Here is a 26,794-nt window from a genome sequence, read left to right on the forward strand (position 1 = left end):
TTAGACATGTTTGAAAACTTCATATTGAAGAGTGACATAGACGGTGATGGCTATGGCCTGGAACGAGTGGATAGTGAAGCACGCGAAGCTGGTAGTCGCGCTCTGGATAGTCATCATAATCCTCGCGGCGCCACTAGCGGCGAAGCTGACGGACGTGACCAACTACAGCACCGACCAGTTCCTGCCGAACGACGTTGAGTCGGTCAAGGTTCAGGATATGCTGTCCCAGGACTTTCCAAGTTTCTCCCAGAGCGATAACCAGACCTACATGGTGATAACCAACATCAACGTGAACGATCCAAAGGCGAAAGAGGCCTACGAGCGCTTCAAGGCGGAAGCCAAGCCCTACGGTGACAACTTCACATCCTACTACGACGCGGTTGAGCTTCTCCAGAACCAGTCCTACGACATAGCCCTCAACCTGACGAAGCAGACTGCCAACCTTACAGGAATTCTCTATATCTCAGCGCTGAACGCGAGCGACGCCTTCGGAGAAGTCCTTTCTCAGATGGAGCTCCTATCACAGTCAATCAACATGACGAGGGAGAGCCTCCCTGAACTTGCCGGTGCATACCTTGAGCTGAGGCAGAACCTCACGCTCCTCTACAACCAGATGATGAGTCTCAAGGTCCTCATCAACTCCACTGACATGGCATACGTTGAGCTCAGCAGGAACCTCATAAACGCTAGCCAGCAGGAACTCGAAAAGGTGCTCATTGAGGAGATCTCAGAGAGTGTTCCGGAGGAAGAGAAAGCCCTCGTCCCCGTCATTGTGAAAACCGTAATGGCTTACGACACGAACGCCACAGGAGTTCTTGCAAAGGATCCAGTCCTGCTCAAGAAGGTTACGATTGGGCTGATGGAGAATGTTTTGGAAGAACAGGGCCTTTCTCTCGACGAGAAGACGCTTGAGGCCATCTACGAGAGTGGCGGAAACGTCGATGACATAGCAAAGGCCCTCTTGATTCAGGGCACCATCGAGAAGCTTGCCGGAATGCCCAACGCCAACGAGACTGCTAAGAAGCTTGTAGAAGTCGCGACGGCCGATCCAGAGGGGATACTAAGTGGTGAGAAGCTTGAGAACGCCACCCTGAGCGTCGTCGTCTCCCTCGCTGGAAACGTTGAAGGGATAGACGTCGAGGACGTGGCAAAGAGGATCTACGAGGGCGAGAGCCCGAGAAAGATCGCCGAGGAGCTCTTCATTGACGAAATCAACTGGAAGCTGGAGGACATTGACGCACCCGAGATCGTGAAGTGGGCCATGAAGGACACCCTAACGGCCGTTATTAAGGAGTATCCGCTGAGCGAGGAGGAGCTTGAGGCGTTAGTTAAGGAGAAGGTTAAGGCCCTGATCGGGGAGTACATAAACGAGAACTCGCAGGGCCTTGAGCTTCACATTGACACGGACGAGCTCGTGAACCTCGCCTTCAAGTTCAAGGACGACCCCAATGCCATAACAAGGGATGACGTTACGCCCATTGAGGAGTACATCTACCCGACGATCTACGATAAGGCGAAGAACTACATCGAGATGCTCAAGAGCCCAGACAACACGACGATGCTCATCCTCTTCGTCCCACAGGGTCTCAAGGGAGTATCTGACCTCGAGAAGAGTTCAAAGGTTCAGTACGAGAACTCCCTGAAGGCCAAAGAAGTCGCGCTTAAGGAGTTTGGAAAGGCCTTCCCACAGGTCGAGGCCTACGTCAGCGGCACGCCGGTTCAGACCTATGAGACCATCAAGTACGGCAAGGAGGACAACGACAAGACGACGAAGTTCAGCATCATCGGGGCGCTGATAGTGCTCTTCGTCATCATGGGCGCGGCACTGCTCGCAACACTCCTGCCGTTTACAGGTGTCGCAACCGCCACCCTCACTGCCCTCGGAATACTCTACCTCCTCGCCAAGGGCGATATCCTTGACGTCGGTAGCTGGGCCCAGATGCTCACCGTCACCACCGCCCTCGGACTGGGAATAGACTACTCAACCTACTACCTCCACAGGTTCAGGGAGTACCTAGCTGAAGGCTACGACCACAACACTGCGGCAAGCGAGGCCTTGAAGCGCGCCAAGGACGCTGTGCTTGCCTCGGCCTCGACAGACATAATAGCCTTCGCCTCCTTCGTGCTCGCCTACGAGTTCCCGATATTCAAGACAATGGGCATAATAGCCCCAATAGCCGTCATAACGGTGCTCCTGGCGTCTCTGACACTCATACCAGCAATAACTGTCCTGATAGGCAACAAGCCGATATTCTGGTGGCCGAGGCATATCAAGCACATTGAGGGGATAGACATCCACGAGAAGAGCAGAATAGCCGACTGGGCAACGAGGCACGCCAAGGTTGTCGTTCTCATAGCCCTACTCCTGACGGTTCCGGCCGCCTACAACTTCGCCAACTTCCACGGAACACACGACATCAAGCTCTTCATCCCGAAGGACAGCGATACCTACCACTTCCTCCAGCTGACGGAGGAGAAGATAGGTGCCAGTGTGGCGTCGCCGACCTACGTCGTCATCGAGTTCGACCACCCGGTGAGCGACAGCGATCTGGCCACCATCGACAGCATCGTGAAGAAGATAGAGAAGGTTGAGGGCGTTAAGTACGTCTACACAGTGACCCAGCCCTACGGAGAGCCGATTAGCGGCGTCGGCCTCGACGGGCTCAAGAGCCTCGGCGGCGACCGCTACATCTCCAAGGACGGAAAGAAGGTGCTCATCCAGGTGACAGGAAAGTACAGCGCCACCGACGAGCACTCCAAGGACATGGTGAAGGAGATAAGGTCCCTCCTCAAGGACGAGAAGAGCTCAGGAGAGCTCAAAGACGGGCTGGTAGGCGGAGCCACTGCACTGGCCCTCGACCTCAGCAACCTCATCAACGACGTCTTCTGGCACAGGATATTCCCAGTGGCGCTGCTGCTGATGTTCCTGTCGCTCATACCGACCCTCAAGGGACTGCCGGCGGTAATTACTACAATGGCCACCATAGCCACTGGCGTCCTGCTGAGCATCTGGCTCTCCAGCTGGCTCTTCGAGAGGGTCTTCGGGCAGCAGATAATGTGGTTCCTGCCCATGATGGTCTTCGTAGTGCTCATGGGAGTCGGCATCGACTACAACAGCTTCTTCCTTATCAAAGCAAGAGACGAGTTCGAGAGAAGAGAACCGAGGGAGGCCCTGGTAGTTGCAGCGGGAACCATGGACCTGCTCGTCATCGGCCTGGCAGCGGTGCTGGCGGCTACCTACGGCTCGCTGATGACAGGCGCAACCTGGGGAGTCAGGGAGATAGGATTCGCCCTAGCCATTGGAGTTCTCCTAACGGCCGCAATGGCAGTGTACTTCGTAGGACCTGCCACTATGGCCCTCTTCGGCGAGAAGGCCTGGTGGCCGCTGTTCAAGAGAAAGAAGGATTGAACTTTCACTTTTCCATTCTTTTCTATCCTTTTTGCGTGGGAGTGAAAACCCAAAAACCTTAAATACCAAAACCCGTTACCTACCCCGATGCCTATGAGGGGGGAGTGTCTTCTCCACCGCTGGAATCACGCCGATGTCTGATTACCCCAATAACCCCCCTATTCTGGAGTTTCCATTCTCAGGCTCTTTTGAAAAAACTTCGAGGAGGTTTAGGCATGGAGGAGCTTAACTTCAAGGCTATTGAGGAGAAGTGGCAGAAGCGCTGGCTGGAGGAAAAGGTCTTCGAGCCGAAGAGAGAAGATAAGCCAAAGTTCTACATAACGGTCGCCTTCCCCTACCTCTCAGGACACCTGCACGTCGGCCACGCGAGGACCTACACGATTCCCGACGTCATAGCGCGCTTTAAGAGGATGCAGGGCTATAACGTGCTGTTCCCAATGGGCTGGCACATCACAGGGGCCCCGATAGTCGGAATCGCCGAGAGGATAAAGAACCGCGACCCCAAAACCATCCACATCTACCGCGACGTCTACAAGGTGCCCGAGGAGATACTGTGGAAGTTCGAGGATCCGAAGGAGATAGTCAAGTATTTCATGAAGGCCGCGAGGGAGACCTTCATAAGGGCCGGCTTCTCCGTTGACTGGAGCAGGGAGTTCCACACCACCAACCTGTTCCCGCCCTTCAGCAAGTTCATAGAGTGGCAGTTCTGGACGCTCAAGGACATGGGGCTGGTCGTTAAGGGCGCCCACAGGGTTAGATGGGATCCAGTTGTTGGCACTCCGCTCGGCGACCACGATATAATGGAGGGCGAGGACGTTCAGATACTTGAGTACGTCATCATCAAGTTTATCCTGGAGGAGAACGGCGAGGAAATATACATGCCGGCCGCTACGCTGAGGCCGGAGACGGTCTATGGAGTAACCAACATGTGGCTGAATCCAGAGGCGATCTACGTCAAAGCAAAGGTCAGGCGCGGCGATAGGGAAGAGACCTGGATAATCAGCAAGGAGGCAGCCTATAAGCTCTCCTTCCAGGACAGGGAAATTGAGGTCATCGAGGAGTTCAAGGGCGAGAGACTCATTGGTAAGTACGTGAAGAACCCCGTAACGGGCGACGAGGTCATAATTCTGCCGGCTGAGTTTGTTGACCCGGACAACGCGACCGGAGTTGTTATGAGCGTTCCTGCTCATGCCCCATTCGACCACGTGGCTTTAGAGGATTTGAAGAAGGAAACCGAGATTCTGCTGAAGTACGACATCGACCCGCGTGTGGTTGAGGAGATAAGCTACATCTCGCTGATAAAGCTTGAGGGCTACGGCGAGTTCCCGGCGGTTGAGGAAGTTGAGAAGCTCGGCGTGAAGAGCCAGAAGGATGAGGAGAAGCTCGAAGAGGCCACAAAGAACATCTACAAGGCAGAGTATCACAAAGGAGTCTTCAAGATTGAGCCCTACGCAGGCAAGCCCGTTCAGGAGGTTAAGGACCTAATAGCGAAGGAGCTCCAGGAGAAGGGCATCGCCGAGATAATGTACGAGTTCGCCGAGAAGCCGGTCATTTCAAGGTTCGGCAACCAGGCAGTTATCAAGATAATCCACGACCAGTGGTTCATCGACTACGGAAACCCTGAGTGGAAGGAGAAGGCGAGGGAAGCTCTAGCCAACATGACGATTTATCCAGAGAGCAGGCGCACACAGTTCGAGGCGGTAATAGACTGGCTCGACAAGAAGGCCTGCGCGAGGAAAGTTGGCCTTGGAACACCACTCCCATGGGATCCAGAGTGGGTAATCGAGAGCCTGAGCGACTCGACCATCTACATGGCCTACTACACCATAAGCAGGCACATCAACAAGCTGAGAGAAGAGGGCAGGCTCGACCCCGAGAAGCTCGACAGGGAGTTCTTCGACTACCTGTTCAGGGAGGAGTTCAGCGAAGAGAGGGAGAAGGAGCTGGCTGAGAAGACAGGCATTCCGGCAGAGATAATCCACGAGATGAAGGAGGAGTTCGAGTACTGGTACCCGCTCGACTGGCGTTGCTCGGCGAAAGACTTAATCCCGAACCACCTGACGTTCTTCATCTTCAACCACGTGGCGATATTCAGGAAGGAGCACTGGCCGAGGGGCATAGCCGTAAACGGCTTCGGAACGCTCGAAGGCCAGAAGATGAGCAAGAGCAAGGGCAACGTGCTGAACTTCATTGACGCCATCGAGGAGAACGGCGCAGACGTTGTGAGGCTCTACATAATGGGTTTGGCTGAACACGACAGTGACTTCGACTGGCGCAGGAAGGAGGTCGGCAAGCTCAGGAAGCAGGTCGAGAGGTTCTACGAGCTGGTGAGCGAGTTCGCGAGCTATGAAGCAAAGGAGGATGTCGAACTCAAGGACATCGACAGGTGGATGCTGCACCGCCTGAACAAGGCCATTGAAGGAGCCACCAAGGCCCTGGAGGAGTTCAGGACGAGGACGGCCGTGCAGTGGGCTTTCTACAGTGTGCTGAACGACCTGCGCTGGTATCTAAGGAGAACCGAGGGAAGAGACGACGAGGCAAAGCGCTACGTGCTGAGAACCCTCGCCGACGTATGGGTCAGGCTCATGGCCCCGTTCACACCGCACATCAGCGAGGAGCTCTGGGAGAAGCTCGGCGGAGAGGGCTTCGTGAGCTTGGCGAAGTGGCCCGAGCCTAACCCGGCCTGGTGGAACGAGACCATCGAACTGGAGGAAGAGTACGTCAAGAACCTCATCGAGGACATCAAGGAGATAATCCGCGTGGCAAAGATAGAGGATGCAAAGAGGGCATACATCTACACGGCTCCAGAGTGGAAGTGGCGCGTTGCTGAGGTCGTCGCTGAAAAGAGGGACTTCAAGGCAGCCATGTCCGAGCTCATGAAGGACCCGGAGATGAGGAAGCACGGCAAGGAGATAAGCAAGATGATACAGCGCCTGATAAAGGACAGGACCTTTGAAATCAAGCGCATCGACGAGGAGAAGGCTCTGAGAGAAGCCAAGGACTTCATCGAGAAGGAGCTTGGCATCGAAATAATCATCAACCCAGAGGAGGATAAGGGAGGAAAGAAGAAGGCCGCGATGCCGATGAAGCCGGCGGTGTTTGTGGAGTGATTGGATTTCATAGCCTTTATCTATTTTCTTGATGAGGAAGAAGAGAAAGCATTAATGACGATACTCACTCCAGAGGCCGAAGATAATCGCCCCGAAGAACAGCGCCATTGCAGCCCACATCTGCTTGGCATGATCTTTGGCTTTTATGCCAATTATTCCAACCACTATAGAGTAAATAAAGAAAAAGACTCCAACGATGGCATCTATCATGTCGACATTCATAGAGTCTCCTCCATTTCTAGTTGTGCTATATTATTATTGTTGGACTAAAAATTGTTTGCATGACATAAATACCATTATGACCTCCAATCGCATCTATCGTGTACACATAGGCTCCTGCAGCTAAGAGTGCTACTGCAATAATCCCGACGATTTCTGGGGCTATTCCCAGTGCGGCTAGTAGTGAGGCCAATTCCTCTTTCGCAATCTCAAGCCCAAAAATTCGCCCCTGCTATAACTTCAACCTCATTTTATAAAACTTTTCTCCGAAAATGGCTTAAAGACAACTGCTTTAGCATTTTTCGGTGTTTTCCATGCCCACTGACGAGGAAACGTTTAAGAAAGATGTCCTCTCCAGAATTCCACTCCGAGACGAGCCTCCACTTCCCCAAAATTGGCTTCATCTAGAAATGATTGAACGCTTCAGGGTTCTCAGGTTCGCCCCGATAAAGCCCGGCATGAACGTCCTTGAAATTGGCTGTGGGGCTCATGCACTCACCACAGTCCCCCTGGCTTACCTCGTCGGCGAGACCGGCAGGGTCGTTGCCGTTGATCTGAGCAGGTGGCGCTTCTTCGGAGAAGTGACATCCTCCACCGGAATGAAGCACCGGATAATCCCACTCAAGGTGGACGCGAAGGAGCTGCCTTTTCCGTTTAAGGCCTTCGATTTAGCCGTTCTCGTTCATGGAGTTAGAAGCCTGAAAAATGAGGAAACGATGGTTACGGTCTTCTCCGAGATGCTCCGCGTGGCAAACAGGGTTTTCATAGCGGAGAGTCTTCCCATAGCGAACAGCGAGAGGCAAAGGGCACATCTTGAGCTCTACAACCTGCGCGAGGATATCTTTGAAGCGCTCTTCGGCGAGAAGGACGACCTGCACTATCTCCCGCTGGAAAGGCTGAAGGAGCTGGTGGAAACGGCCGGTGGAGAGATAATCGAAAGCGGAACCTTTGAGCCGGGTCTGCCACACTACTTAGCCTACATCCCGCGGGAATACGTGGAGCAGATAAAAGACGGGAAAAAGCGCGCCGAACTTCTGAAGCGGTGGGATAGAGCCTACGAGAAATGGAAAGCTGGTGCGGAGCATCCGCCGGTGGGATGGATTCTGGCGGAAAAAGATGAGTAAAACTCAGAACTCCCTCTCCACGAGGAACTCGGCGAGGAGCTCCAGATCCCTGCGTGCTTCGCTCTCGGGAAGGATCTTCAGGGCATCGTTGGCCTCCCTGACAAGGTTCTTAGCGTATTCTGCGGCGTAGTCTATGCTGCCATACTTCCTGAGGAGCTCGATGGCCTTAGCCACTTCCTCCTTAACGTCCTCATGAATCAGAGCATCGTCTTTGGCGTCGCCTGCGTACTTTCCAAAGACTTTCATAAACTCGGCCTTGTCCTCTTCGCTGGCGTTCTGGAAGAAGTGGCTGACTATGAGGGTCTTCTTGCCCTTCCTTATGTCGCTGCCGACGGGCTTGCCAAGCTTTTCCTCGTCGGCGATGAGGTCGAGAACGTCGTCCCATATCTGGAAGGCTATGCCAACGTTCCTGCCCCACTTCGAGAGTGCCTGAATGTACTCCTCGTTGTCAGTTCCAACAATAGCGCCGATCGTCGCGGAGCCGTCGAAGAGTGCTCCGGTCTTGCCGCTTATCATCTGGAGATATTCATCAACGGTGACCTCTTCCCTCGTCTCGAACTCGATGTCGAGAGCCTGTCCCTCGCACAGCTCGTTGGAAGTCTGGACGAGGACTTCTAAAATCCTCGCTTTCTTCTCGGGACTGACCTCGGCCCTGGCAACAGCCTCGAAGGCCTTGCTGAAGAGCAGGTCGCCGGCGAGGATTGCCATGTTGATGCCCCAGACCTTATGGACGGTCGGCCTTCCGCGCCTGAGCTCGTCCATGTCCATTATGTCGTCGTGGACGAGGGAGTAGTTGTGTATAAGCTCGACCGCGGCCGCTGGATAGAGTGCCTTGCTTGGATCACCGCCAACGGCTTCAGCCGCCCTCAGGACGACGAACGGGCGAACCCTCTTGCCGCCGGCGAGCGGATAATGCCTGGCAGCGTCGTAGAGCTTCCTCGGTTCTCTCTCCGGAATGAGCTTGAAGAGCACACCATCAACGTCCTTTGCCATCTCCTTAACCCTTGCAAACAGCTCATCGTACTTCGCCATTTTATCACCCCGTGAGCGATGAAAGCAACGTCAAAAGGAAAAAGGGATAACTCTTTATCAGTTTTACCCCTACTTAATCTCCACAGTGTAGCCATTGCGCGAGACGAAGACGTCCCTGCCTATGAGGTAGCCTTCTTCTTCAGCCAGCTCAGCGTAGTGGGTGAGCATCCTGAAGTCGCCGTGGCCAGGGACGATGTTCTCTGGGTTGAGCATTCTCAGTAGGTAGCGGTGGTCCTCCCTGCTGGCGTGGCCTGAAACGTGGAGATCCTTTATCATCCTAACGCCCTTCATCCTGAGCTTGGTTTCGAGAACGTAGCGCTGGGCCCTGTTGAGGGGGTTGGGAATGGTGCCGGCGGAGAAAACGACAGTGTCGCGCTTGCCTATGTCGTAGAGCTCCCCATTTGCCATCCTGGTTAAAACGGCACCGGGTTCACCCTGATGACCGGTAACTATGAGAAGGTAATTTTCCCTTGCCTGGGAGACTTCTTTAAGGACTTTTCTGACGGCGTTTGGGCTCCTCACGGCCTTGGCTCCCTTCATTTTGATGAGACCAAGCTGCTTGGCTATGCCCGTGTACTTAGCCAGGGAGCGGCCAACTAAGACAGCCTGCCTGCCCATCTTGTTGGCTATCCAGATGAGCTCCTGAAGGCGTGCTATATGGCTGGCGAAGGTTGTGGCTATCAGTCCGTCAGATTCCATGCCCTCATAGAGGAAGAAGTCCTCGAGGAGCATCTGAGCAACTGCCTCGCTCGGCGTTTTGGTGGGTTCAGCAACGCGCGTCGATTCGGGGATGAGAACCTTGACACCCTCCTTCCCGAGCTCTTTAAGCCTGTCGTAATCGGGCCTCTCGCCGAGAGGGCTGTTGTTGTCGAACTTGAAATCTCCTGTGTGGACAACGGCGCCTTCGGGCGTGTGAACTACAACAATGGCAGCTTGAGGGATGGAGTGGGTAATCTGAACGAACTCAATAGCTAAGTTCTCGCTCACCTGGACTATCTCGCCGTATTCGGTCTCGTACATCGGGTTCTTGACCTCGAAGTACTGCTCGCTCTTGACCTCGCTCTTGGCGAGCTTTATGGTGTAAGGAGTTCCATATATCGGCACGTCTGGATAATGGGGAGCGAGCTTGCCGACGGCACCTATGTGGTCGAGGTGGCCGTGGGTAAAAGCGATGGCAACGACTTTCTTGTTTCTGATTGGTGAATCGTCAGGAATAGCCCCAAGCTTCTGGAGCTCCTTCGTGGGGAACTGCTGAATGTTCACATCCTCGTGGATGAGGACACGGTCGAGCCTTATTCCCATGTCGATTATAACGACCTCTCCGTTGTATTCAACGGCGGTCATGTTTTTACCGACTTCCTCGTAACCGCTGAGTGTGTAAATCTTTATCATACTCTTTCCTCCTTCGGCCTCTAAGCTCATAAGAGCATAAGGCCCCGTTGGAGATAGTAAGCTAGGTGAGTTTAAAAAGGTGTGCATCGAAGAGGAGGGCGTCAAGAACGTAGACACCGACTAGACACAACCTAAAAACGTGAAAACGGAAGGTTAAATCCGCCTGTCCCGCAGGTAAGCAGGCAGGTCAATCCTCTGCTCGAGCCACTCCCTTGTGAAGCCTGTTATAACAAGCGGAACCTTCCTCAGTTCCTCGACGTTTCTGGCACCGATGAGGAACATGGTGTTCCTTATCTCCTCGATGTAGCGCTCCAGCACCTTGATGACGCCCTCAACGTCGCCCTTGACCGCTGGTCTGAGCAGGGGCAGGGCAACGCCGGCGAAGGTGGCTCCCATCGCTAGTGCCTTCGCCATCGTTATTCCGTCGCGCATTCCCCCCGTGGCTATAATCGGCAGCTCGGTGGCGTATCTGACTTCAGCCACGCTTATGGCGGTCTTTATGCCCCAGTCCCAGAACTTCAGGGCCAGGTTTTTGCCCATCTCGTCCTTGGCACGGTAGTACTCGACGCCGCTCCAGCTGGTTCCGCCGAGGCCGCCGACGTCAATCGCGTCTATTCCAATGCTCTCGAGCCTTATCGCGACCTCCATTGAAACACCCGCGCCGGTTTCCTTGGCGATTATCGGGTAGGGGAACTCCGCCTTCAGCTCGGCCAGGGCCTTCAGCACTCCGCGGTACTGTGTGTCACCCTCAGGCTGGACGCTTTCCTGGAGGGGATTCATGTGTATCGCCAGAGCATCGGCCTGAATTGTCTCGACTGCCTTCAGTGCTTCCTCAATCCCATATCTATCGGGCATCGTCTCGGCGAACTGAGGAGCGCCGAGGTTGCCAACTAGGAAAACGTCGGGAGCGACGTCTCTAACGTAGTAGCTCTCCCACGTTTCCGGCTTCCTTATCATAGCCCTCTGACTTCCGACGCCCATGGGGATGTTCAGCTCCTGAGCCGCCTTTGCCAGGGTCTTGTTTATCTTTCCGGCGAGCTGAGAGCCCTTCGTTCCGCCGGTCATGCCGGCTATCATTATCGGGTAGTCAAATTTCCTGCCAAGGAATTCGACGCTGAGGTCGATTTCATCCTTGTCAATTTCAGGCAGGCTCATGTGGACGAAGTGTACGTCCTCAAAACCATTGCTGACATGAGCCTGAACGTTCCTCTTGAGGCAGTGCTCTATATGCTCGAACTTCCTGATTACGGTGAGCTCCTCCTTATCGAAAACTTCCACATCCACCACCTGAATGGAAAGGGAAGAAGGAGGTTAAGAGGTTTTTGGAAGGCCCGTCTCTGGTTCACCGTTGCTCATGAGTAGGAGTACGACCAAAGCCCCCCCAAGAGTATGCTCGCGAGAGCGTATTTGGAAAAGTAGAAGGAATCATACGGATCAGCAGAACTGGGATCATTAACAGGAGACCGCTCAGGAAGAGCCCGATGAGGGGCAAAAGCGAGAGTGCAAGCCCGTGCCGGAGCTTTTCTTGATTGGAAGTCAAAGTCGTTGGGAGAGTCAGAAAGAAACCGTGGAGTAGAAGTAGAGTTCCGTAAGCGGCGTATTCAGCCTCGTAGGTCTCCCACAGCGGATAACCCGCTACCCTAAGGAGCAGTTCTTGGTGGAGGAGATAGAAAAAAGTTGCAACGGCTTCGGAAATTATGAAGAGATAGAGAAGCAGTTGCCGTTTCTCCACCCCACCTCACGGCATAATTTTCGTCCCAGTTCCCCCTCCAATGATCGCGCCGCTCAGCCTTCCGGGAACTTTGCCGTTCACGAACCAGACCTCTGAAAACTGGGCTATCTCCTTCGCCTCCCTGAGCTTGTTGGCTATGCCGCCGGTAACGTCTATTCCAGCCGAGCCGGAGAGCCTCTCGATTAGCCTGTCAATCTCCCCAGCCTTGAGCTCCCATATAAGACCTCCTTCGCCAGGCTTACCGTCATATATCCCATCCACGTCCATGAGGAATATCACCTTGCTCGGCCTCAGCATCTTTGCCAGGTAGGTTATTATCTGGTCGCCCGAGAGAATGTCTATGCCCTTCTCCAAATCCACGGCAACATCGCCGAAGAGAACTGGGATTAACTTCAGCTCAATTAGCCTCTTGAGGACCTCCACGTCACCGTAAGCGACCGAACCGTTTTCGGTTATGAAGACCGATGAAGTTGAGACGGAAAATGCCGGAAGGCCCCTCTCCAGGAAAACCTCAATGATTTTTCCGTTGAGCTCAAGCATAGCCTGATGAGTTCTGGAGAAGCCGATGCGTTTGCTCTCGGGATTCGGCTCGATGCCCTCCCTGAGGTTGTACTCCTTCGCGAGGGGATGACCGTAGCTCCCGCCGCCATGGACGATAATGAAGTCCTCCTTTGGATAGAACTGGGCTATCTCACTCGCTATCTGGCTCACGACGTCCTCGTGGAAGGACTTCTCCACATTTTTGTCACTTATAACACTTCCACCAAGCTTGACAATTATCATGGCAGAACCTCCTCTATCCTCAATCCTTCATCGCTGATTTTAGTTATCATCGGCGTTCCTCCGGCGATGGTTATTGCAGTTGCCACCTCACTCTGCTTCTCAGGGGCGAGGGCGTACATGCATCCGCCTCCTCCAGCGCCGGTTATCTTCGCTCCTAGCGCTCCGGCCGTTCTGGCAGCGTAAACAAGCTCGCTGAGCTTCTTGGTAGAAACACCGAGGGCATCGAGCAGACCGTGGTTGATGTTCATGAGCCTGCCAAGCTGGACAAAGCGGACCTCATCGTCGAGCTCAGAGAGGAGAACTTCCCTCGCCTTGTCCACTATCTTGCCCATAGAAACGAGGATCGGTTCTATAACTTCGGGCATCTCCTCGTAGCTCCTCCTTACCATCGCGACGAGCTCCTTCGTCGAGCCGCTTGAGCCCGTGTAGCCGACAACTATGGGCAGCTCCATGAAGGGCAGGTGCTCGAAGTTGCCCTTCTCGTAGTGAAGGAATCCACCTATGGCCGAGACTGTGGGGTCTATCCCGCTCGAAGCACCCTGGACGAGAAGCTCGACCTTGTGGCCAAGTTTGGCGATTTCCTCGTTGCTTAACTCTAAGCCGAGGAGCCTCGAGACGGCACCGATGGTGGCAACCGCAACGGCCGCTGAGGAGCCCAAACCAGCCCCAACGGGAATCTGGGAGGTTATTGAGACTGTGACACCATTTCCGTTCTTGTCGGCCTCCTCTCTGACGAGCTCTATTGCCTGTCTGACGTAGCTGAGAACCTCAGCGGCCTTTCCATAGTCACTCTCGAAGTAAATCTCGTCCTCTGAGAAGGAGACCGTCAATCCGGGCACCTTGATGTCCTTGGCCTCAATCTTTATCGCCCCTTTGTTGTTGAACTCTGCCCAGACGTAGGTCCTTAGATCTATCGCAGCCGCTATGGCAGGCTTTCCATAGACGACGCTGTGCTCGCCGAAGAGGATAATTTTAGCAGGAGCTGATGCTAGAACCCTCATCTCTGACCCTCCAAACAAGAAAAGGAAAGAAAGTTTATGTGGGTTTTGGTCAAAATTTCACGCTCACTTCCTGAAGACTATAGAGGCATAGCCAACTATTGCATCGGTACTCCTGCTCACCTCAAAGCTCGTCGTGTAGTGTAAAAGCTCGGCCTCAAGGGCTCCAGCCAAGCGGGAGTAGACTACCGCAGTTCCAACTCCCCCGGGCCCACACATGGTGTGGCCCATCTTCCTTATCTCGTCGAACATGCCCTTAACGTCGAAGTCGAGGATTTTCTGAATAACCCTGAAGTCCCACTCCTTGACCCTGTGGGGAAGCTCATCCGCCCTGGCTCTAAAGGGAACATAGCCATAGGCCGGACCGTAGTGCATGAAGTCAGTGCTCGCTATAACAATGGTGTCCCTGCCGAGTTCTTTGGCGGCCTCGTAGATTGCTTTGCCAAGATCCTCTACAACCTCCTCGTCCTGGATGCCAAGGGATATCGGCACTATCCTCACTTCCTTCCCTGCCCTCTCGCCCAGATACTGGATGAAGGGCAGCTGAACCTCAATGGAGTGCTCGTATTTGTGGGCCAGCTCGTCGAGGTCTGCTATTCCAGAGAGCTTCGCTATGGCCTTGGCCATCTCGGAATCGACCTCAATCTCGCCGAGCGGTGTGAGCCATTTACCGCCAGGATAGACCGCTATCGGCGAGCCAAGGCCTGTGTGGTCCGGCCCGATGACTACGAAGGTCTCCGGCAGACCGTCCTCGTAGATGGCCTTAAATGTTCTTGAGGCTGTGTAGCCAGAAAATATGTAGCCTGCATGGGGCACAACGCCCGCTGTTATCTTCCTCTCGCTTCCGTGCTCACCCAAGTCTCTGAAGAACTTCTCGAGCATCTCGATGAGCGCCTCACCCTCTGGATAGAAGCTCCCAGCAACGGCCGGATACCTCGCCATATCCATCACCTCCAGGAGGTAATCAACTCGAAAGTTTAAATACCTTGGGTTAGTTTAAGGCCCGAGCCGGTGAGGGGAAGGAGGACTTTCGAACCCTCGGGGACAGAGCCGTCTTTTCTGAGCTTCCACAGGGCGGCCAACACCGTTGCTGATGTCGGCTCAACGATGAAGCCCCACTCCCAGAGCCAGCGAATGGCTTCCGCTATTTCAGCATCACCAACGCTCATGCATTTCCCTTCGGTCTCGATTAGTATTTTCCTCATCTCTTCCAGCCTCGGCGGCTCCGGGATGGCTATGCCCTCTGCGAGGTGACTTTTCTCTTCCGAGCGCTTGCAGAGACTCTCGTAGCCGGAAGCCTGAACCGCCACAAAGTGGGGAAGCCTATCAATCTCGCCCATTTTTTTAAGCTCGTAGAAGCCTTTCCAGAGGCCGATGAAGAGGGAACCGCTGCCGGTTGGGACTAAAACGTAGTCTGGAACGCCAGTGCTCTCGTAAACCTCAAAGGCGATTGTTTTCGTCCCCTCGATGAAATATGGATTGAGCCAGTGGGAGACATAGGTGATGCCCCTCCTCTCGGCGAACTCGATAGCCGCCCTGTGGACTTCCATCCGCGAACCATCGATGACGTGAAGTTCTGTACCAAGTCTTTTCAAGAGTTCAAGCTTTCCGGAGCTTGTGCGCGCGGGCACGAAGATGTGGACGGATATTTCCTCAGCTTTGGAAAAAGCGGCCAGACTTAACGCCGCGTTGCCCGAGCTGTCGAGGACAACCTCAGTCAAGCCCTCCTCCATGAGCTTGGCAATTGTTACATAGGTGCCCCTGTCCTTGAAGGAGCCCGTTGGCTGGAGGTATTCAAGTTTGAAGAGCGCGTTTACTCCATCCAGGGCAAGCTCCACGATTGGAGTTATTGCCGGGATAATGACAGGTAGATGTCCCTCCGAGACGGGTAGAAAACTCAGGTAGCGCCTGATATCAAAGTGGTTCCGAAGGTTCTCCCCAAAGCGTCCGCTTATGTTCTTCTCCACGAAGAGGGTTCCCCCGCAGTCACACCTCAAGCGAAATTCCTCGGGATACCTGAGCCCACAGCGTGAACATACAAGCACCCGAACCACCCAAGGGTTTTTAGAGGCTTCTTGCTATATCTATGTCACACAAGATAAAAAGGTGATTGAGATGGGTGAGAAGTTCCTATCTGCCGAGAGGCCGCAGACCGAGGAAGGATATCAGTACCACATAGCATGCAAGCCGGGGGACGTTGCAAGATACGTCCTCCTGCCAGGTGACCCCGAGAGAGTTCCGAAGATAAGCTCCCTATGGGATGAGGCAAAGGAGATAGCCTTCCACAGGGAGTATAGGACACACACCGGAAAATACAAGGGTGTTCCAATCAGCGTTACTTCAACCGGAATAGGCGGGCCTTCAACGGCGATAGCGATTGAAGAGCTTGCAGCCATAGGGGCAGATACGTTCATCCGAGTCGGCTCAACAGGAGCCATACAGCCGGGAATGGAAATAGGCGACCTCATTATAGCGAAGGCAGCGGTGAGACTCGAGGGGACATCGAAGCAGTACGTGAGGATTGAATATCCCGCCGTTGCCGACCTGGAGGTTACCCTCGCACTAATTGAGGCCGCCGAGACCCTCGGAGTGCGCTATCACATCGGCATAACTGCCTCGACTGACAGCTTTTACCTTGGCCAGGGAAGACCCGGACTGAACGGCTACTTCCCGAGCTTCGCCAAGAACATCCTCGACGACCTCAGGCAGGCAAGGGTTACCAACTTTGAGATGGAAGCGGCAACGCTCTACACACTGGCCAACATCTACGGCCTCAGGGCCGGCTGTGTCTGTGCCGTCTTCGCCAACAGAGTAACCAACGAGTTCGGCAAGGCCGGTGAGAAGGAGGCCGCCTTAGTTGCCAGCGAAGCCGTCAAGATACTCGCCGAATGGGACGAGGAGAAGGAGCAGAAAGGCAAGAAAGTGTGGTTCCCGGGATTGAGGAGGCTTTGAGGCCTTCTTTTTTCATTAAACATTTTATCAGAGGCTCTTCTGTCCGGCAGGATTGACTATAAAATCCACTGCATAAAGAGCCATTTTAGAGAGCATCTGCCCATCAGTTCGGCAGTTTAACTAAATGCTAATTCTGATCACCCAAAACAGGTAGGTCTTTTTAAACTTCCAGCAGAAGAGTTTGGTAGAATATGGTGCGGTGGCCGGGATTTGAACCCGGGCCAGCGGCGTGGCAGGCCGCTGTCCTAGACCAGGCTAGACTACCACCGCACTGCGCGGCCCGTTAGATACTCACCCCTGGGCGCTTTATAAATCTTTCGGTGGCAGAAAAAGGTTAAATTTATAAAGCGTCCCTAAGAAGGTTTAGCGGGCAGTGCCCCGGTGGCCTAGTCTGGATAGGGCGCGAGGCTGCGGACCTCGAGGTCCGGGGTTCAAATCCCCGCCGGGGCGCCATTCTAACAAAACTTCACGCAGGCAAAGTTTGATCAAGGTTGGCATGTCGCTTTTATAATTGCTGCCATTTCAGTGGGTTTACTTTTAACTTGCCACTTTTCCATGTTTTACTGTGAGTATAACACCCTTCAGGCGTTAAGAAGAGGAGAAACCCTTTACTCGCAAGTCTTTGAGTCAAATCCGCGTTAAGCTTGCAAGATCAAAAAGACATGCAAACTCATTCCAGCCAATTTTGCAGAGCAAAAATTGGTAGAAGAAAAGCCTCAAGTCCTCAGCTTCGCGAGGGCATCTTCAGCGGCCTTGACTATCTGGTAGCCGACGGGCGATGCCGTGAGAAGCGGATGGGTAGCTATCTGCAACGTGTAGAGCTCACTCGCGGTTAGGCGCTTCTGTATTGCCAGAGCAAGGATGTTTATCATCTCGCCAACGCTCTTTCCTCCAGCTATCTGGGCCCCAAGGATTGCTCCCCTATCCCTGGAGAATATCAGCTTCACCGTCACCATGGAGGTATCAGGGAACTTCGCCGGATGCCTATCCGGACCCTTGGCGCGGCCGATGATGACCTCAAAGCCCTCCTTCTTTGCGGCTTCTTCGGTTAGACCCGCTGCGGCCAGGGTTAGACCAGCAACGTGGGTGGAGTAAACGCCTATCGTCCTCCTGTTCTCCCTGACTATCTGGAGCTTGAAGAGGTTGGCTCCAGCGATTCTCGCCTCGAAGGTTGCAGTTGATGCGAGCATTAAGCCATAGGGCTTGCCCGTGAAGAAGTCCCTGTGCTCGACACAATCACCGACTGCAAAGATGTCTGGGTGAGAAGTCCTCATGTACTCGTCCGTCCAGATGCCGTAGCGAGTAACCTTCAGGCCGGCTTTGATGGCCAGATCAACATTCGGACGGTAGCCAATGGAGAATATCACGAGGTCAGCGTCGAGCTCCTTACCGTCGACCAGCTTAACTTTCTCGACCTTTCCGCTTCCCAGAAGTCTCTCAACCTGGCCGTAGACGATATTTATGCCAGCCTCCCTGAGCTTCTCCTCAACCATCTCGCTGAACTCCGGATCGAAAGAGGCCCTCAGGAGTCTGCTCCTAACGAGCAAAGTTACGTCCTTGCCGAGCTTCCTTATCTCGTCACCAACTTCGAGGGCTATAAAGCCCCCACCAACGATGACTACTTTCTCGGCATTTTCAAGCCTCTCACGGAGAGCTTTCAGGTAGTGGTAGTCCTTAGGGACGGTGTAAACACCGTCAAGTTCGACCCCGGGTATCTCCGGAAAGACCGGCTTCGAGCCAGTTGCTATGACGAGCTTCTCCCAAGCAATTTCCTTTCCACCCTTAGTCCTCACGACCTTGGCCTTCGGATCTATCTCGACGACCTCATCGACGAGTATCTCCACACCGAGGGGCTCGAGAAACTTCTCGGCTGGAAGGATATCATCGTCAACGCCCTCGAAGGTTCCAAAGATGTAGGGAATGCCGCAGGGAATCATGCCGATTTGCTCCTTCTTAATTACAAGAACGCTCTTGTCAGGGTAAAACCTCTTGGCCGAGATCGCCGCGGTTAATCCACCCGCGCTCGCGCCGATAACAACAACATCGTACTTCATATTTAGGCCCTCCTAACGGTTTTCAGTCGGGGTTACTCACCAAAGGATTTTAACCTTTCGTTAACCTTGGGTTCAAAACGCGGGCACAGGGGATTTCATCAATGAAGAAAAGAGAACAGAGGAATCACTCTCCGGTCGCGCCCTTAAGGGCGTCCTTGCAACCGCAGCGGCGCTCTTTCGGAATGTGCTTAATGGAATTCATGAGCAAGTACTTTATCTCCTCACTCTTCTTTGCCATCAGCTCGACGACCTCAGTGTGGGTGAGCTTCTCCCTGCTTATTCCGGCGGCGAAGTTGGTAACTATGGCCACGCTGGCGTAGCACATCTCAAGCTCCCTCGCGAGAATCGCCTCGGGACACTGCGTCATGCCAACGACGTCGGCACCGAGTATCTTAAGCGCCCTTATTTCTGCCCTCGTCTCAAACCTCGGCCCTTCCATGCAGGCGTACGTCCCAGTGGGATGGTAATTGAATCCCAGCTCCCTTGCAGCGGTCATGAGGGCCTTCCTGAGCTCCGGACAGTATGGGTCCGTGAAATCAACGTGGGCCACGAACTTCCTGTCGTGAGGACTGTCCTCACCGTCGTAGAATGTGTAGTGCCTCGTCTTTGTGAAGTCCAGAAGCTGGTCGAGGATAACGAAATCGCCCGGCTTCATGGCCTCGTTCAAAGAACCAACGGCGGACGTTGAGAGAATCCTCTCAACGCCGAGCTCGTACAGGGCCCAGATGTTGGCACGGTAGTTTATCTTGTGCGGTGGAACGCTGTGGCCCTCACCGTGTCTGGCCAGGAAAGCTATCTCCTCCCCGTTGTACTCGCCTATCTTCACCCTGACCCTCCCGTAGGGCGTGCTGACCCACTCCTCCCTGACGTTTGCCAAGAGCTTCGGATCGTAAACTCCAGAACCTCCTATAATGGCTATCCTCGGCATGGTATCACCTAAAGGGAAGAAACGGGCGAGGGCTTAAAATGTTAGTGCTTCTCCCAGAAAGCCTTCTGGTGTGCTGCCTTCTTTTCAATGTCTTCCTCGATCCGGCCCTCGGTCTGAAGCTCCAATATCTTCGTCAGTATCTCGCTGAGCAGCCAAGAGCCCCATTTGGGGTCTTTAACCTCAAGGGCGGCATCTATCGCTCCATCGATATCCCCCACCTTAAGCCTCGCAACGGCTATGCTTCCGAAGGCGAGGGAGCGGAGGTAATGGCCGCGGACGCGTTGGGCGAACCTGACGGCATCCTCAAAGTCTCTCAGCTTGGATAGGTAAGTAACCACCTTTACTAGGAGGGCATCATCAGTCGTACGGTTACCTATCATCTCCACGAGAGGTCTGTACTTCTCATCAACTGGCCGCTCAAGAAGCCAATGGATGACAAAGCTGGCAACCTCTTCAAACTCCAAACCCTTCAAGGATTCCAAAAGGCGGGATAAAACCTCTTCCCTGTCGAGAGAGGTCTCAACGATGTCCTTTAAGATAGCAAGCCTCTCATCGGGCGATAACTTCTCGAGTACTGTCATGACGAACTCAAGTTCGCCCTGGTTGACCAGCCCCACCAAGAGTGACTTGAGAACGTCGAATCCAGTCTCAGATGACATGCTAAGGGCGATCTCAACGAATTTTTCGTAGGTTGTCTTTGGAACATCCGAGGTCTTCAGGTAAACCGCAACATCCTTCATGACCTGGCCCAACCAGTACTCGCTCTTCATTTCCGAGAGCAACCGTATTGCACTCCCGAACTCTTCGCGCTTGAGGTGTTCTTTTATTGCCTCGATGGCACCGATTGAACGCCATGGCTCCTCCTCGATCCGATCTATGATAATCTTGGCCTTGCGCATATTGCCCTTTTTGAGATAAACGCGGAGTATTTCGAGGAGGAGATCGTTACGCTTCACATTGTCCTCAATGTCCATAACGTAGAAGAGTGCATCGTCGGCAATATCCAATTCCAGAAGCCTGCCCACAAGGTTCTCAAGCAGATCATCCCTCAGGGGCTGTGGGAACGTGATTATTGATTCGTAGGCCTGTTGGAAAACCTTAGACGCGATTTTAGAACCGGTTCCATAAAGGTAAGTGCCTATCTCAATCACTGCCTTTACCATAAGCACGGGATTGTCGATGGATCCCGCAGCGTTGAATGCGTATTTGAATGCCTCTTTGTACCTAGGGTTTCTGGATCTGTACATGTAGTAACCAATTCTAGCGTAGGTGACCGCTCGAAGGTATTTGTCTCTAATGCTCGAGGCCAGCTTAAGAGCCTCACGATAAACGTCCACGGACATTATTTCCACCTAGTTGATTTACGACATCGGAGTATTTAATGATTTCCAACAGTTGGGACAGAAACGGGAGAATTAGACAAAAAACGAAAATTCAGCCAAGCTCGTCGTAAACGACACCCACGACCTCACCATCGTCGAGGGACACGAAGCTTACCTTTGTTTTCTTTCCGCTTTTAGGATCCACAACAACAAAATCCGGCTGTAAGAGGTACTTACTGGTGGGTATCTTCCAGACATCGCCGTAATGGGCCCTAAGCTCCTTCATAAATCTACCTGCGTCACGTTTAATTACTGTGGTCACCATTATCACCACTTAACTATACCACTTCAAAATATAAAAAGGTTTCCCATAGACATTCGTTAAAGTTAATATCGACAGTTGTCTATCAAAGCCACCTAATGCACATAGCGGAACCTTTAGGAACGTTCAGCTCCCTTGCTATGGGCGAACATTTGGCCTTGAGAAGGAAAAATATCCTCGAATCCCGGAGTTCACTTAACGTTTCGAAGTTTGCCTGTCCCTTGGCGATTATGACGTCAGCCCTCTTAAAGAGCTCTATAAAGTTCTCTGACGCATATTCCAATGGCGTTCCGGGAAGACGGGATCCAGTTGAAATCACGTGTGAAAACCTGTCGAACCCCGCCTCCAACAAGTCTTCCACGGTGGCGTCGTTGATTATCGGCCCCTCCTTGGCGGCGACGTACACCTCAAGGCCGGGAAAGAGGCGCTTGATCGTCTCGATGAAGAGCCTGTCAAAGTAAATCTCACCGCAGTTATCTACGAGGTACAGGAGAACCCGAGCTTTCTCAAGCTCGCGGAACAACACGTCACTCTCATCTATGTAGAGCTCTTCTCCCGCCATGCGGAGGATGTCCTCCTCTATCTTCTCTGGGTCATACCCGACGGCAAAGTCTATCACGTTTCCAGCAATAGCCAGCCGCATGGCGGTTTTGAAATCGTCAACTGTACCGATGTCTTTCGCAACCTTTCTGGCGAGCTCACTGGAGCGGCGCTTGTATTCCTTAAAAGGGTCATCATTGCCCAGAAACTTGTAGAGCTCAAGGAACAGCATTCCACCGTCGGTTGCAGGCACGGAGTCTTCATTGAAAAATTCGCCAATCTGTTTGGCAAGGAAAACCATTGCCTCCCTGCGCTTTTCAAGATTGGATGTGCTCATCTCCACTATCTTCTGGACCTGATTGACCGCACAAGTGATGCACTCGTAGTGAATCTTCATATTATCACCGGGGGAAATAGGAGAGATGGGTTATATAAATCAAACCATCATGAGCTGCTCGACGTACTCGAGCTCCTCAGGTATATGCTTCTTTTTCCTTCTTTCCATTTCTCTCGTGAGCATGTACTCGTAAAGTGCAGTCATCCAAGTCATCTCTCTCACCTCCTTTTGGTCTCTCCAGCATATATTAACTATATTTTAAGTTTAAAAGCCTTGTGAGACTTTAAAATTCCATGAATGCCATCGAAATATCTTTAATCGCCCAGAAAAGCAGCGATGATGGTTTTTGGAATTGGATGGACATAAATGGACAATTTAAAAAGCCCTCATGCCGTATTTTTCAACAAAAGAGTACATTCAAACAGGCAAAAATAACCTAACTGTTTATAAACTTTGAAGCCTCCTTCACTATGGTGGGAGAAGATGGCCTTAGAAAAGCTCGGAAAGGCACTCAACAACGCCCTAAGGAAGCTCGCTCGTTCAAGCACTGTGGATGAAGCCACGATAAAGGAAGTCGTGAGAGACATCCAAAGGGCGCTCATTCAATCAGATGTTAACGTTCGACTCGTTCTTGACCTGACCAAGAGGATAGAAAAGAGAGCCCTCGAAGAGAAGCCCCCCGCGGGTGTTTCGAAGAAGGAGCACATAATTAAAATCGTCTATGAGGAGCTCACCAGGTTCCTTGGAACAGAGGCTAAACCAATTGAGATAAAGGAGAAGCCCACCGTTCTGCTAACGGTTGGTATTCAAGGTTCGGGCAAGACCACCAGCATAGCGAAGCTGGCGCGCTATTTCCAGAAGCGTGGTTATAAAGTGGGCCTCGTCTGTTCGGACACTTGGCGTCCAGGAGCTTACTACCAGCTCAAACAGCTCGTCGAGCCCTTTGGCATAGAGGTTTTTGGAGACCCGGACGAGAAGGATGCGATAAAGCTCGCCAAAGAGGGAGTTGAGTACTTCAAAGAGAAAGGAGCAGACATCATTATAGTTGATTCCGCGGGAAGGCACAAAGAGGAGAAGGGCCTCATAGAGGAGATGAAGCAGATAAGCAATGCCATAAAACCGCACGAAGTCATCCTCGTCATAGATGGAACTATCGGCCAGCAGGCCTACAACCAGGCACTGGCCTTTAAAGAGGCAACCCCAATAGGCTCAATCATCGTTACAAAGCTCGATGGCTCCGCTAAAGGTGGAGGAGCGCTTTCTGCTGTGGCCGCAACGGGGGCACCGATAAAGTTCATCGGTGTCGGTGAGAGGATAGACGACCTCGAGCCCTTCGACCCCAAGAGGTTCGTCTCGCGCCTCCTCGGCCTCGGCGACATTCAGGGACTTCTTGAGAAGTTTGAGGAGCTCCAGAAACAGCAGGAATTCAGCGAGGAGGATATGGAAAAGTTCCTCAAAGGCAAGTTCAATCTCAAGGACATGTATGCCCAGCTCGAGGCCATGCAGAAGATGGGTCCGCTCAAACAGATACTGCAGATGATCCCAGGAATGGGATACTCCCTCCCGGAGGAAGCGGTTAGGGTCGGAGAGGAAAAGCTGAAGAAGTTTAAAGTCATAATGGATTCAATGACAGAAGAGGAGCTTGAGCACCCAGAGATAATCAACTACTCGAGGATTAAAAGGATTGCGAGGGGCTCCGGAACCAGCACCCAGGATGTCAGGGAGCTTCTAAACCAGTACAACCAGATGAAAAAGATGTTCAAGAGCATGGATAAGAGAAAACTCTCCAAAATTGCCCGTAAATTTAACCTGGGAGGGTTTGGGTTATGATAGAGGCCTTCGTGCTGGTTGTTGTTAAGCCCGGAACCGAAGAGAAAGTCTACGAAGCTCTTGCCAAAAACGAGAAGATTAAGGAAATCTACCGCGTCTATGGGGAATACGACATCATTCTCCGCGTGGAGGTTGGGAACATCGGGGAATTAGACAGCTTCCACGATAAGGTCCTGAGGAGAATAAACAACATAGAAATGACAGAGACCCTCATAGCAAGCTCCTACAGGGGGTGAACCCTTGGAGAAGAGGTGGGTCGCCACGATTCACCTCGATACGTTAGAGGTAGAATCGGACCCCACCTTTAAATTTAAGTGCCTCGAGAACTGCGGGAAGTGCTGTTACGAGCTTGAGATACCCATAAGGGACGAGGATATAGTCAGGATAGAGGAGCTCGGCTATAATGCCTGGGAGTTCGTGGACTACAACAAGAGTTTCTACAGAGGGGACAAGTTCCTCAGCTACGCGATTAAAAAGAGACCCTTCGACGGCGGCTGTGTATTTTTAGACCCAGAGACGATGAGGTGCAAAATTTACAAGCACAGGCCCCTAGCGTGCAGGCTGTATCCTTTCGTTTTCGTGAAGCATGGGAACAAGATGGAGATCTACGTCAAAGAAGATCCATTCTGTCCGGGCATTAACCATCCTGAAGGCGAGCCCATAACGAAGGAGTTCCTCCTCAGGGAATACGGGGACATTATAGAGGACTACCGCAGAAAGGCTGTAAACCTCGAAGGATAACCGAAACATATTTATACATTTTCTTGTTAATTTCTGGCCACCGGAGGTGAGAGAATGAGCCAGTTAAAGTCGGTCCAGGAGAAACTCAGACTCGTCAGAATCCTTAGATTGCTTAAGAAAACCTACACCTACGAGGAGCTCTCGAAGATAACGGGCCTCCCCATAACCGTCCTCAACAGATACGTCAGGGGAAAGGTCCTTCCAAGTGCTGAAAGAACAAGGGAGCTCCTTGAGCTGCTGCTCCCCTACATTAACATTGAGGAGGAGGTTAAAAAGAGGATAAAATTCGATGAGTACGGTTTCTTCGACAACATGCCCGTCATCAGCGACACAGCCCTGATGAGCATAATAGCCGAAGACGTGGCAAGCAGGTTCATGGACAAGAACGTGGACAAGGTTCTAACGGCAGCGACCGATGGAATACCCCTCGGTGTCCACGTTGCAAGGGAGCTCAACGTCGATGTGGTCTACGCCAAAAAGAAGAAGGAAGTCGGAGTTGAGAAGTTCTATGAGGTAAGCTACGTGCCAAGCGCCTCTGGAAGCGTTACAACACTCTATCTCCCCCAATGGGCTCTCAAAAAGGGCGAGAACGTCCTCATTGTCGATGATGTCATTAGGAGCGGTGAAACCCAGAAAGCCCTGCTGGAGATGTGCAGGCAGGCTGGTGCAAAGCCCGTTGGCATGTTCTTCCTGATAAGCGTCGGCGACGTCATTGACAAACTCAAGGAAGAGTACAACATCCCCGTGGAGAGCCTCATAAGGCTGGAGTGATTGAAATGAAAGTGCTGATTTACAACGTTGATGGCCTAACCCTCCCGGTGGAGGTCGAGCCTGGCCTCCCCTTCACCTTCCACTGCAGTTCGGAGGAATGCGGCAAGGAGATAATCATCGAAGGCATTGTGAGAACCGTAGATGAGCTCGAGTTCAATAGTGTTCTTGAGGATACCATCTCGGAAAATCCCGATTTCGAGAGGATAAAGGAAATCACCGCAAGGAACCTCATATTTGAGGGGAGGGTAAACGGGAAAAAGGTTAAGCTCCCCGTGGAGAGCATGGACGACTTCGCCAAGCGATTCATGGACGAGGTTTTAGTCCTCCGTTAGCTTAATCCTTAGATCCTCTTTTACAACTTGCATGGCGACGCTCGTGTTCGTTTTTTCCACACCATCAAGTGAGAGGAGCCACTTGACAAACCTGTTCATGTCGGCCCTGTCCCTGAATTTGGCAACCACTACTATGTCGAATTCTCCCGTTATGTCGTAGACCATTATCACCCTATCGTTCTCGGCTATTTGGCGCTCAATTTCAGTAATCTTCCTTCCCTGAGCTTTAACCCCGATGACCGTTGTCAGGCCAAAACCAAGCTTCTCGTAGTCAAGGATAGGGGCAAATCCTTTGATTATCCCTTCCTCTTCCATCCGTTTGATGCGGTTATAAACCGTTCCCACGGCGATTTTAAGCTCACGGGCTATCTCACGGTAAGATAGGCGAGCATTCTCCTGAAGTAGCGAGAGGATTTTGAGGTCAAGTTCATCCACCATCTTCACCACCACACCAAATAGACCGTAAAGTTTAAATATCCTTCCCTGTGAGGGAATAGCGGGCAGTGGACCGGTAGCCTAGCTAGGATAGGGCGGCGGCCTCCTAAGCCGCAGGTCCGGGGTTCAAATCCCCGCCGGTCCGCCATACAAAGTTTCTCGCTGGGCTTGAACGGGGCATATTCCACGGTTAATTCATTGTGCCGACTCTTAGGAGCCCACTTGAGGTTCTCTCCATGCCCAGCATAAGAAGCTCTTTATGCTCCCCGGCCACACTATAAATCACCTTTTGATGTGCCGCTATCGACCATTCGGCGAGAAAAAGCTGAAGGGGGTGAGAGATATGGTGGAGGACGCGCTCTTGTTTTACATAGCGAGCATAAGAATGGAGAGCGAGCAGAGGAAGAAGAAAAAGCGCTTTCTCCTCTGAA

25 protein-coding genes and 3 tRNA genes are annotated in these 26,794 nt (G+C 52.7%); 12 read left to right on the forward strand and 16 right to left on the reverse strand.

Annotated elements, in window-relative coordinates:
• Window positions 1-46: 46 nt before the first annotated feature.
• Window positions 47-3,409 carry an MMPL family transporter gene (locus tag E3E23_RS03610; RefSeq protein ID WP_371807515.1) on the forward strand — a complete coding sequence of 1,121 codons (3,363 nt, stop codon included), beginning with the start codon at window positions 47-49 and terminating at the stop codon, window positions 3,407-3,409.
• 215 nt (window positions 3,410-3,624) lie between these two features.
• The gene (leuS, locus tag E3E23_RS03615) at window positions 3,625-6,519 is read left to right on the forward strand and encodes a leucine--tRNA ligase (RefSeq protein WP_167906349.1); all 2,895 of its coding nucleotides are present in this window, start codon (window positions 3,625-3,627) and stop codon (window positions 6,517-6,519) included.
• Window positions 6,520-6,570: 51 nt separating this feature from the next.
• On the opposite strand, the gene E3E23_RS03620 is transcribed toward leuS, so the two are convergent.
• Window positions 6,571-6,741, reverse strand: a complete 171-nt coding sequence (locus tag E3E23_RS03620; RefSeq protein WP_167906351.1) for a hypothetical protein — start codon at window positions 6,739-6,741, stop codon at window positions 6,571-6,573.
• Window positions 6,742-7,052: 311 nt separating this feature from the next.
• On the opposite strand from E3E23_RS03620, the gene E3E23_RS03625 reads away from it, so the two are divergent.
• Window positions 7,053-7,862, forward strand: coding sequence for a class I SAM-dependent methyltransferase (locus E3E23_RS03625; RefSeq protein WP_167906353.1), 810 nt, complete (start codon window positions 7,053-7,055; stop codon window positions 7,860-7,862).
• A gap of 3 nt (window positions 7,863-7,865) precedes the next feature.
• Here E3E23_RS03625 and E3E23_RS03630 read toward each other — a convergent pair whose 3' ends face one another.
• From E3E23_RS03630 to E3E23_RS03665, 8 genes are all read right to left on the reverse strand, one after another.
• Window positions 7,866-8,894 (reverse strand): polyprenyl synthetase family protein, encoded by a 1,029-nt coding sequence (locus tag E3E23_RS03630; RefSeq protein WP_167906355.1) that lies wholly within the window; start codon window positions 8,892-8,894, stop codon window positions 7,866-7,868.
• Between the two features lie 69 nt (window positions 8,895-8,963).
• A complete protein-coding gene (locus E3E23_RS03635; RefSeq protein WP_167901134.1) occupies window positions 8,964-10,286 on the reverse strand; it encodes an RNase J family beta-CASP ribonuclease in 1,323 nt (440 codons plus the stop codon).
• Window positions 10,287-10,439: 153 nt separating this feature from the next.
• Window positions 10,440-11,564: a type 2 isopentenyl-diphosphate Delta-isomerase gene (gene fni / locus E3E23_RS03640; RefSeq protein ID WP_167906686.1), complete on the reverse strand. Its 1,125-nt coding sequence runs from the start codon at window positions 11,562-11,564 to the stop codon at window positions 10,440-10,442.
• 64 nt (window positions 11,565-11,628) lie between these two features.
• Entirely contained in the window at window positions 11,629-12,018 is a 390-nt protein-coding gene (locus E3E23_RS03645; RefSeq protein WP_167906357.1) for a hypothetical protein, read from the reverse strand.
• A gap of 6 nt (window positions 12,019-12,024) precedes the next feature.
• Window positions 12,025-12,801 carry an isopentenyl phosphate kinase gene (locus tag E3E23_RS03650; RefSeq protein WP_167906359.1) on the reverse strand — a complete coding sequence of 259 codons (777 nt, stop codon included), beginning with the start codon at window positions 12,799-12,801 and terminating at the stop codon, window positions 12,025-12,027.
• Complete coding sequence (locus tag E3E23_RS03655; protein ID WP_371807516.1) at window positions 12,798-13,820, reverse strand: mevalonate kinase; 1,023 nt, start codon at window positions 13,818-13,820, stop codon at window positions 12,798-12,800. Before E3E23_RS03655 ends, E3E23_RS03650 begins: the two co-directional genes overlap by 4 nt.
• A gap of 45 nt (window positions 13,821-13,865) precedes the next feature.
• Window positions 13,866-14,741: an MEMO1 family protein gene (locus E3E23_RS03660; RefSeq protein WP_167906687.1), complete on the reverse strand. Its 876-nt coding sequence runs from the start codon at window positions 14,739-14,741 to the stop codon at window positions 13,866-13,868.
• 35 nt (window positions 14,742-14,776) lie between these two features.
• Window positions 14,777-15,844 carry a pyridoxal-phosphate dependent enzyme gene (locus E3E23_RS03665; RefSeq protein WP_167906361.1) on the reverse strand — a complete coding sequence of 356 codons (1,068 nt, stop codon included), beginning with the start codon at window positions 15,842-15,844 and terminating at the stop codon, window positions 14,777-14,779.
• A 70-nt stretch (window positions 15,845-15,914) separates the two neighbouring features.
• Here E3E23_RS03665 and udp point away from each other — a divergent pair, with 70 nt between their 5' ends.
• Entirely contained in the window at window positions 15,915-16,751 is an 837-nt protein-coding gene (gene udp, locus E3E23_RS03670; RefSeq protein WP_167906362.1) for a uridine phosphorylase, read from the forward strand.
• 192 nt (window positions 16,752-16,943) lie between these two features.
• On the opposite strand, the gene E3E23_RS03675 is transcribed toward udp, so the two are convergent.
• Window positions 16,944-17,021, reverse strand: a tRNA-Gly gene (locus E3E23_RS03675).
• Window positions 17,022-17,126: 105 nt separating this feature from the next.
• Between E3E23_RS03675 and E3E23_RS03680 the strand changes: the two genes are divergently transcribed.
• Window positions 17,127-17,204, forward strand: a tRNA-Arg gene (locus E3E23_RS03680).
• Window positions 17,205-17,467: 263 nt separating this feature from the next.
• On the opposite strand, the gene E3E23_RS03685 is transcribed toward E3E23_RS03680, so the two are convergent.
• From E3E23_RS03685 to E3E23_RS03705, 5 genes are all read right to left on the reverse strand, one after another.
• The gene (locus E3E23_RS03685; protein WP_167906363.1) at window positions 17,468-18,805 is read right to left on the reverse strand and encodes an FAD-dependent oxidoreductase; all 1,338 of its coding nucleotides are present in this window, start codon (window positions 18,803-18,805) and stop codon (window positions 17,468-17,470) included.
• A gap of 124 nt (window positions 18,806-18,929) precedes the next feature.
• Window positions 18,930-19,733, reverse strand: a complete 804-nt coding sequence (gene mtnP / locus E3E23_RS03690) for an S-methyl-5'-thioadenosine phosphorylase (protein WP_167906364.1) — start codon at window positions 19,731-19,733, stop codon at window positions 18,930-18,932.
• A gap of 41 nt (window positions 19,734-19,774) precedes the next feature.
• Window positions 19,775-21,076 carry a hypothetical protein gene (locus E3E23_RS03695; RefSeq protein WP_167906688.1) on the reverse strand — a complete coding sequence of 434 codons (1,302 nt, stop codon included), beginning with the start codon at window positions 21,074-21,076 and terminating at the stop codon, window positions 19,775-19,777.
• Window positions 21,077-21,167: 91 nt separating this feature from the next.
• A complete protein-coding gene (locus E3E23_RS03700) occupies window positions 21,168-21,377 on the reverse strand; it encodes a hypothetical protein (protein ID WP_167906689.1) in 210 nt (69 codons plus the stop codon).
• An 85-nt stretch (window positions 21,378-21,462) separates the two neighbouring features.
• The gene (locus tag E3E23_RS03705) at window positions 21,463-22,314 is read right to left on the reverse strand and encodes a damage-control phosphatase (protein WP_167906365.1); all 852 of its coding nucleotides are present in this window, start codon (window positions 22,312-22,314) and stop codon (window positions 21,463-21,465) included.
• 423 nt (window positions 22,315-22,737) lie between these two features.
• Between E3E23_RS03705 and E3E23_RS03710 the strand changes: the two genes are divergently transcribed.
• The 5 genes from E3E23_RS03710 to E3E23_RS03730 are packed head-to-tail and all read left to right on the forward strand — an operon-like array spanning window position 22,738 to window position 25,928.
• Window positions 22,738-24,084 carry a signal recognition particle protein Srp54 gene (locus E3E23_RS03710; RefSeq protein WP_167906366.1) on the forward strand — a complete coding sequence of 449 codons (1,347 nt, stop codon included), beginning with the start codon at window positions 22,738-22,740 and terminating at the stop codon, window positions 24,082-24,084.
• Window positions 24,081-24,320 carry an Lrp/AsnC ligand binding domain-containing protein gene (locus E3E23_RS03715; RefSeq protein WP_167906367.1) on the forward strand — a complete coding sequence of 80 codons (240 nt, stop codon included), beginning with the start codon at window positions 24,081-24,083 and terminating at the stop codon, window positions 24,318-24,320. The genes E3E23_RS03710 and E3E23_RS03715 overlap by 4 nt, the downstream gene beginning before the upstream one ends.
• 4 nt (window positions 24,321-24,324) lie before the next feature.
• A complete protein-coding gene (locus E3E23_RS03720; protein ID WP_167906368.1) occupies window positions 24,325-24,825 on the forward strand; it encodes a YkgJ family cysteine cluster protein in 501 nt (166 codons plus the stop codon).
• A gap of 54 nt (window positions 24,826-24,879) precedes the next feature.
• On the forward strand, window positions 24,880-25,596 hold the full coding sequence (locus E3E23_RS03725) for a phosphoribosyltransferase family protein (protein WP_167906369.1): 717 nt from the start codon (window positions 24,880-24,882) through the stop codon (window positions 25,594-25,596).
• Window positions 25,597-25,601: 5 nt separating this feature from the next.
• On the forward strand, window positions 25,602-25,928 hold the full coding sequence (locus E3E23_RS03730; protein WP_167906371.1) for a hypothetical protein: 327 nt from the start codon (window positions 25,602-25,604) through the stop codon (window positions 25,926-25,928).
• Here E3E23_RS03730 and E3E23_RS03735 read toward each other — a convergent pair.
• Entirely contained in the window at window positions 25,914-26,366 is a 453-nt protein-coding gene (locus E3E23_RS03735) for an Lrp/AsnC family transcriptional regulator (protein ID WP_206205635.1), read from the reverse strand. The genes E3E23_RS03730 and E3E23_RS03735 overlap by 15 nt on opposite strands.
• 67 nt (window positions 26,367-26,433) lie before the next feature.
• Between E3E23_RS03735 and E3E23_RS03740 the strand changes: the two genes are divergently transcribed.
• Together E3E23_RS03740 and E3E23_RS03745 are read left to right on the forward strand one after the other, a co-directional pair.
• Window positions 26,434-26,511: transfer RNA gene (locus E3E23_RS03740), tRNA-Arg, on the forward strand.
• A gap of 141 nt (window positions 26,512-26,652) precedes the next feature.
• Entirely contained in the window at window positions 26,653-26,793 is a 141-nt protein-coding gene (locus E3E23_RS03745) for a hypothetical protein (protein WP_167906373.1), read from the forward strand.
• The last annotated feature ends 1 nt before the right edge of the window (window position 26,794 follow it).

Origin of the sequence: Thermococcus sp. CX2 (genome assembly GCF_012027555.1) — an archaeon.
In the GTDB taxonomy this organism is placed as follows: domain Archaea; phylum Methanobacteriota_B; class Thermococci; order Thermococcales; family Thermococcaceae; genus Thermococcus.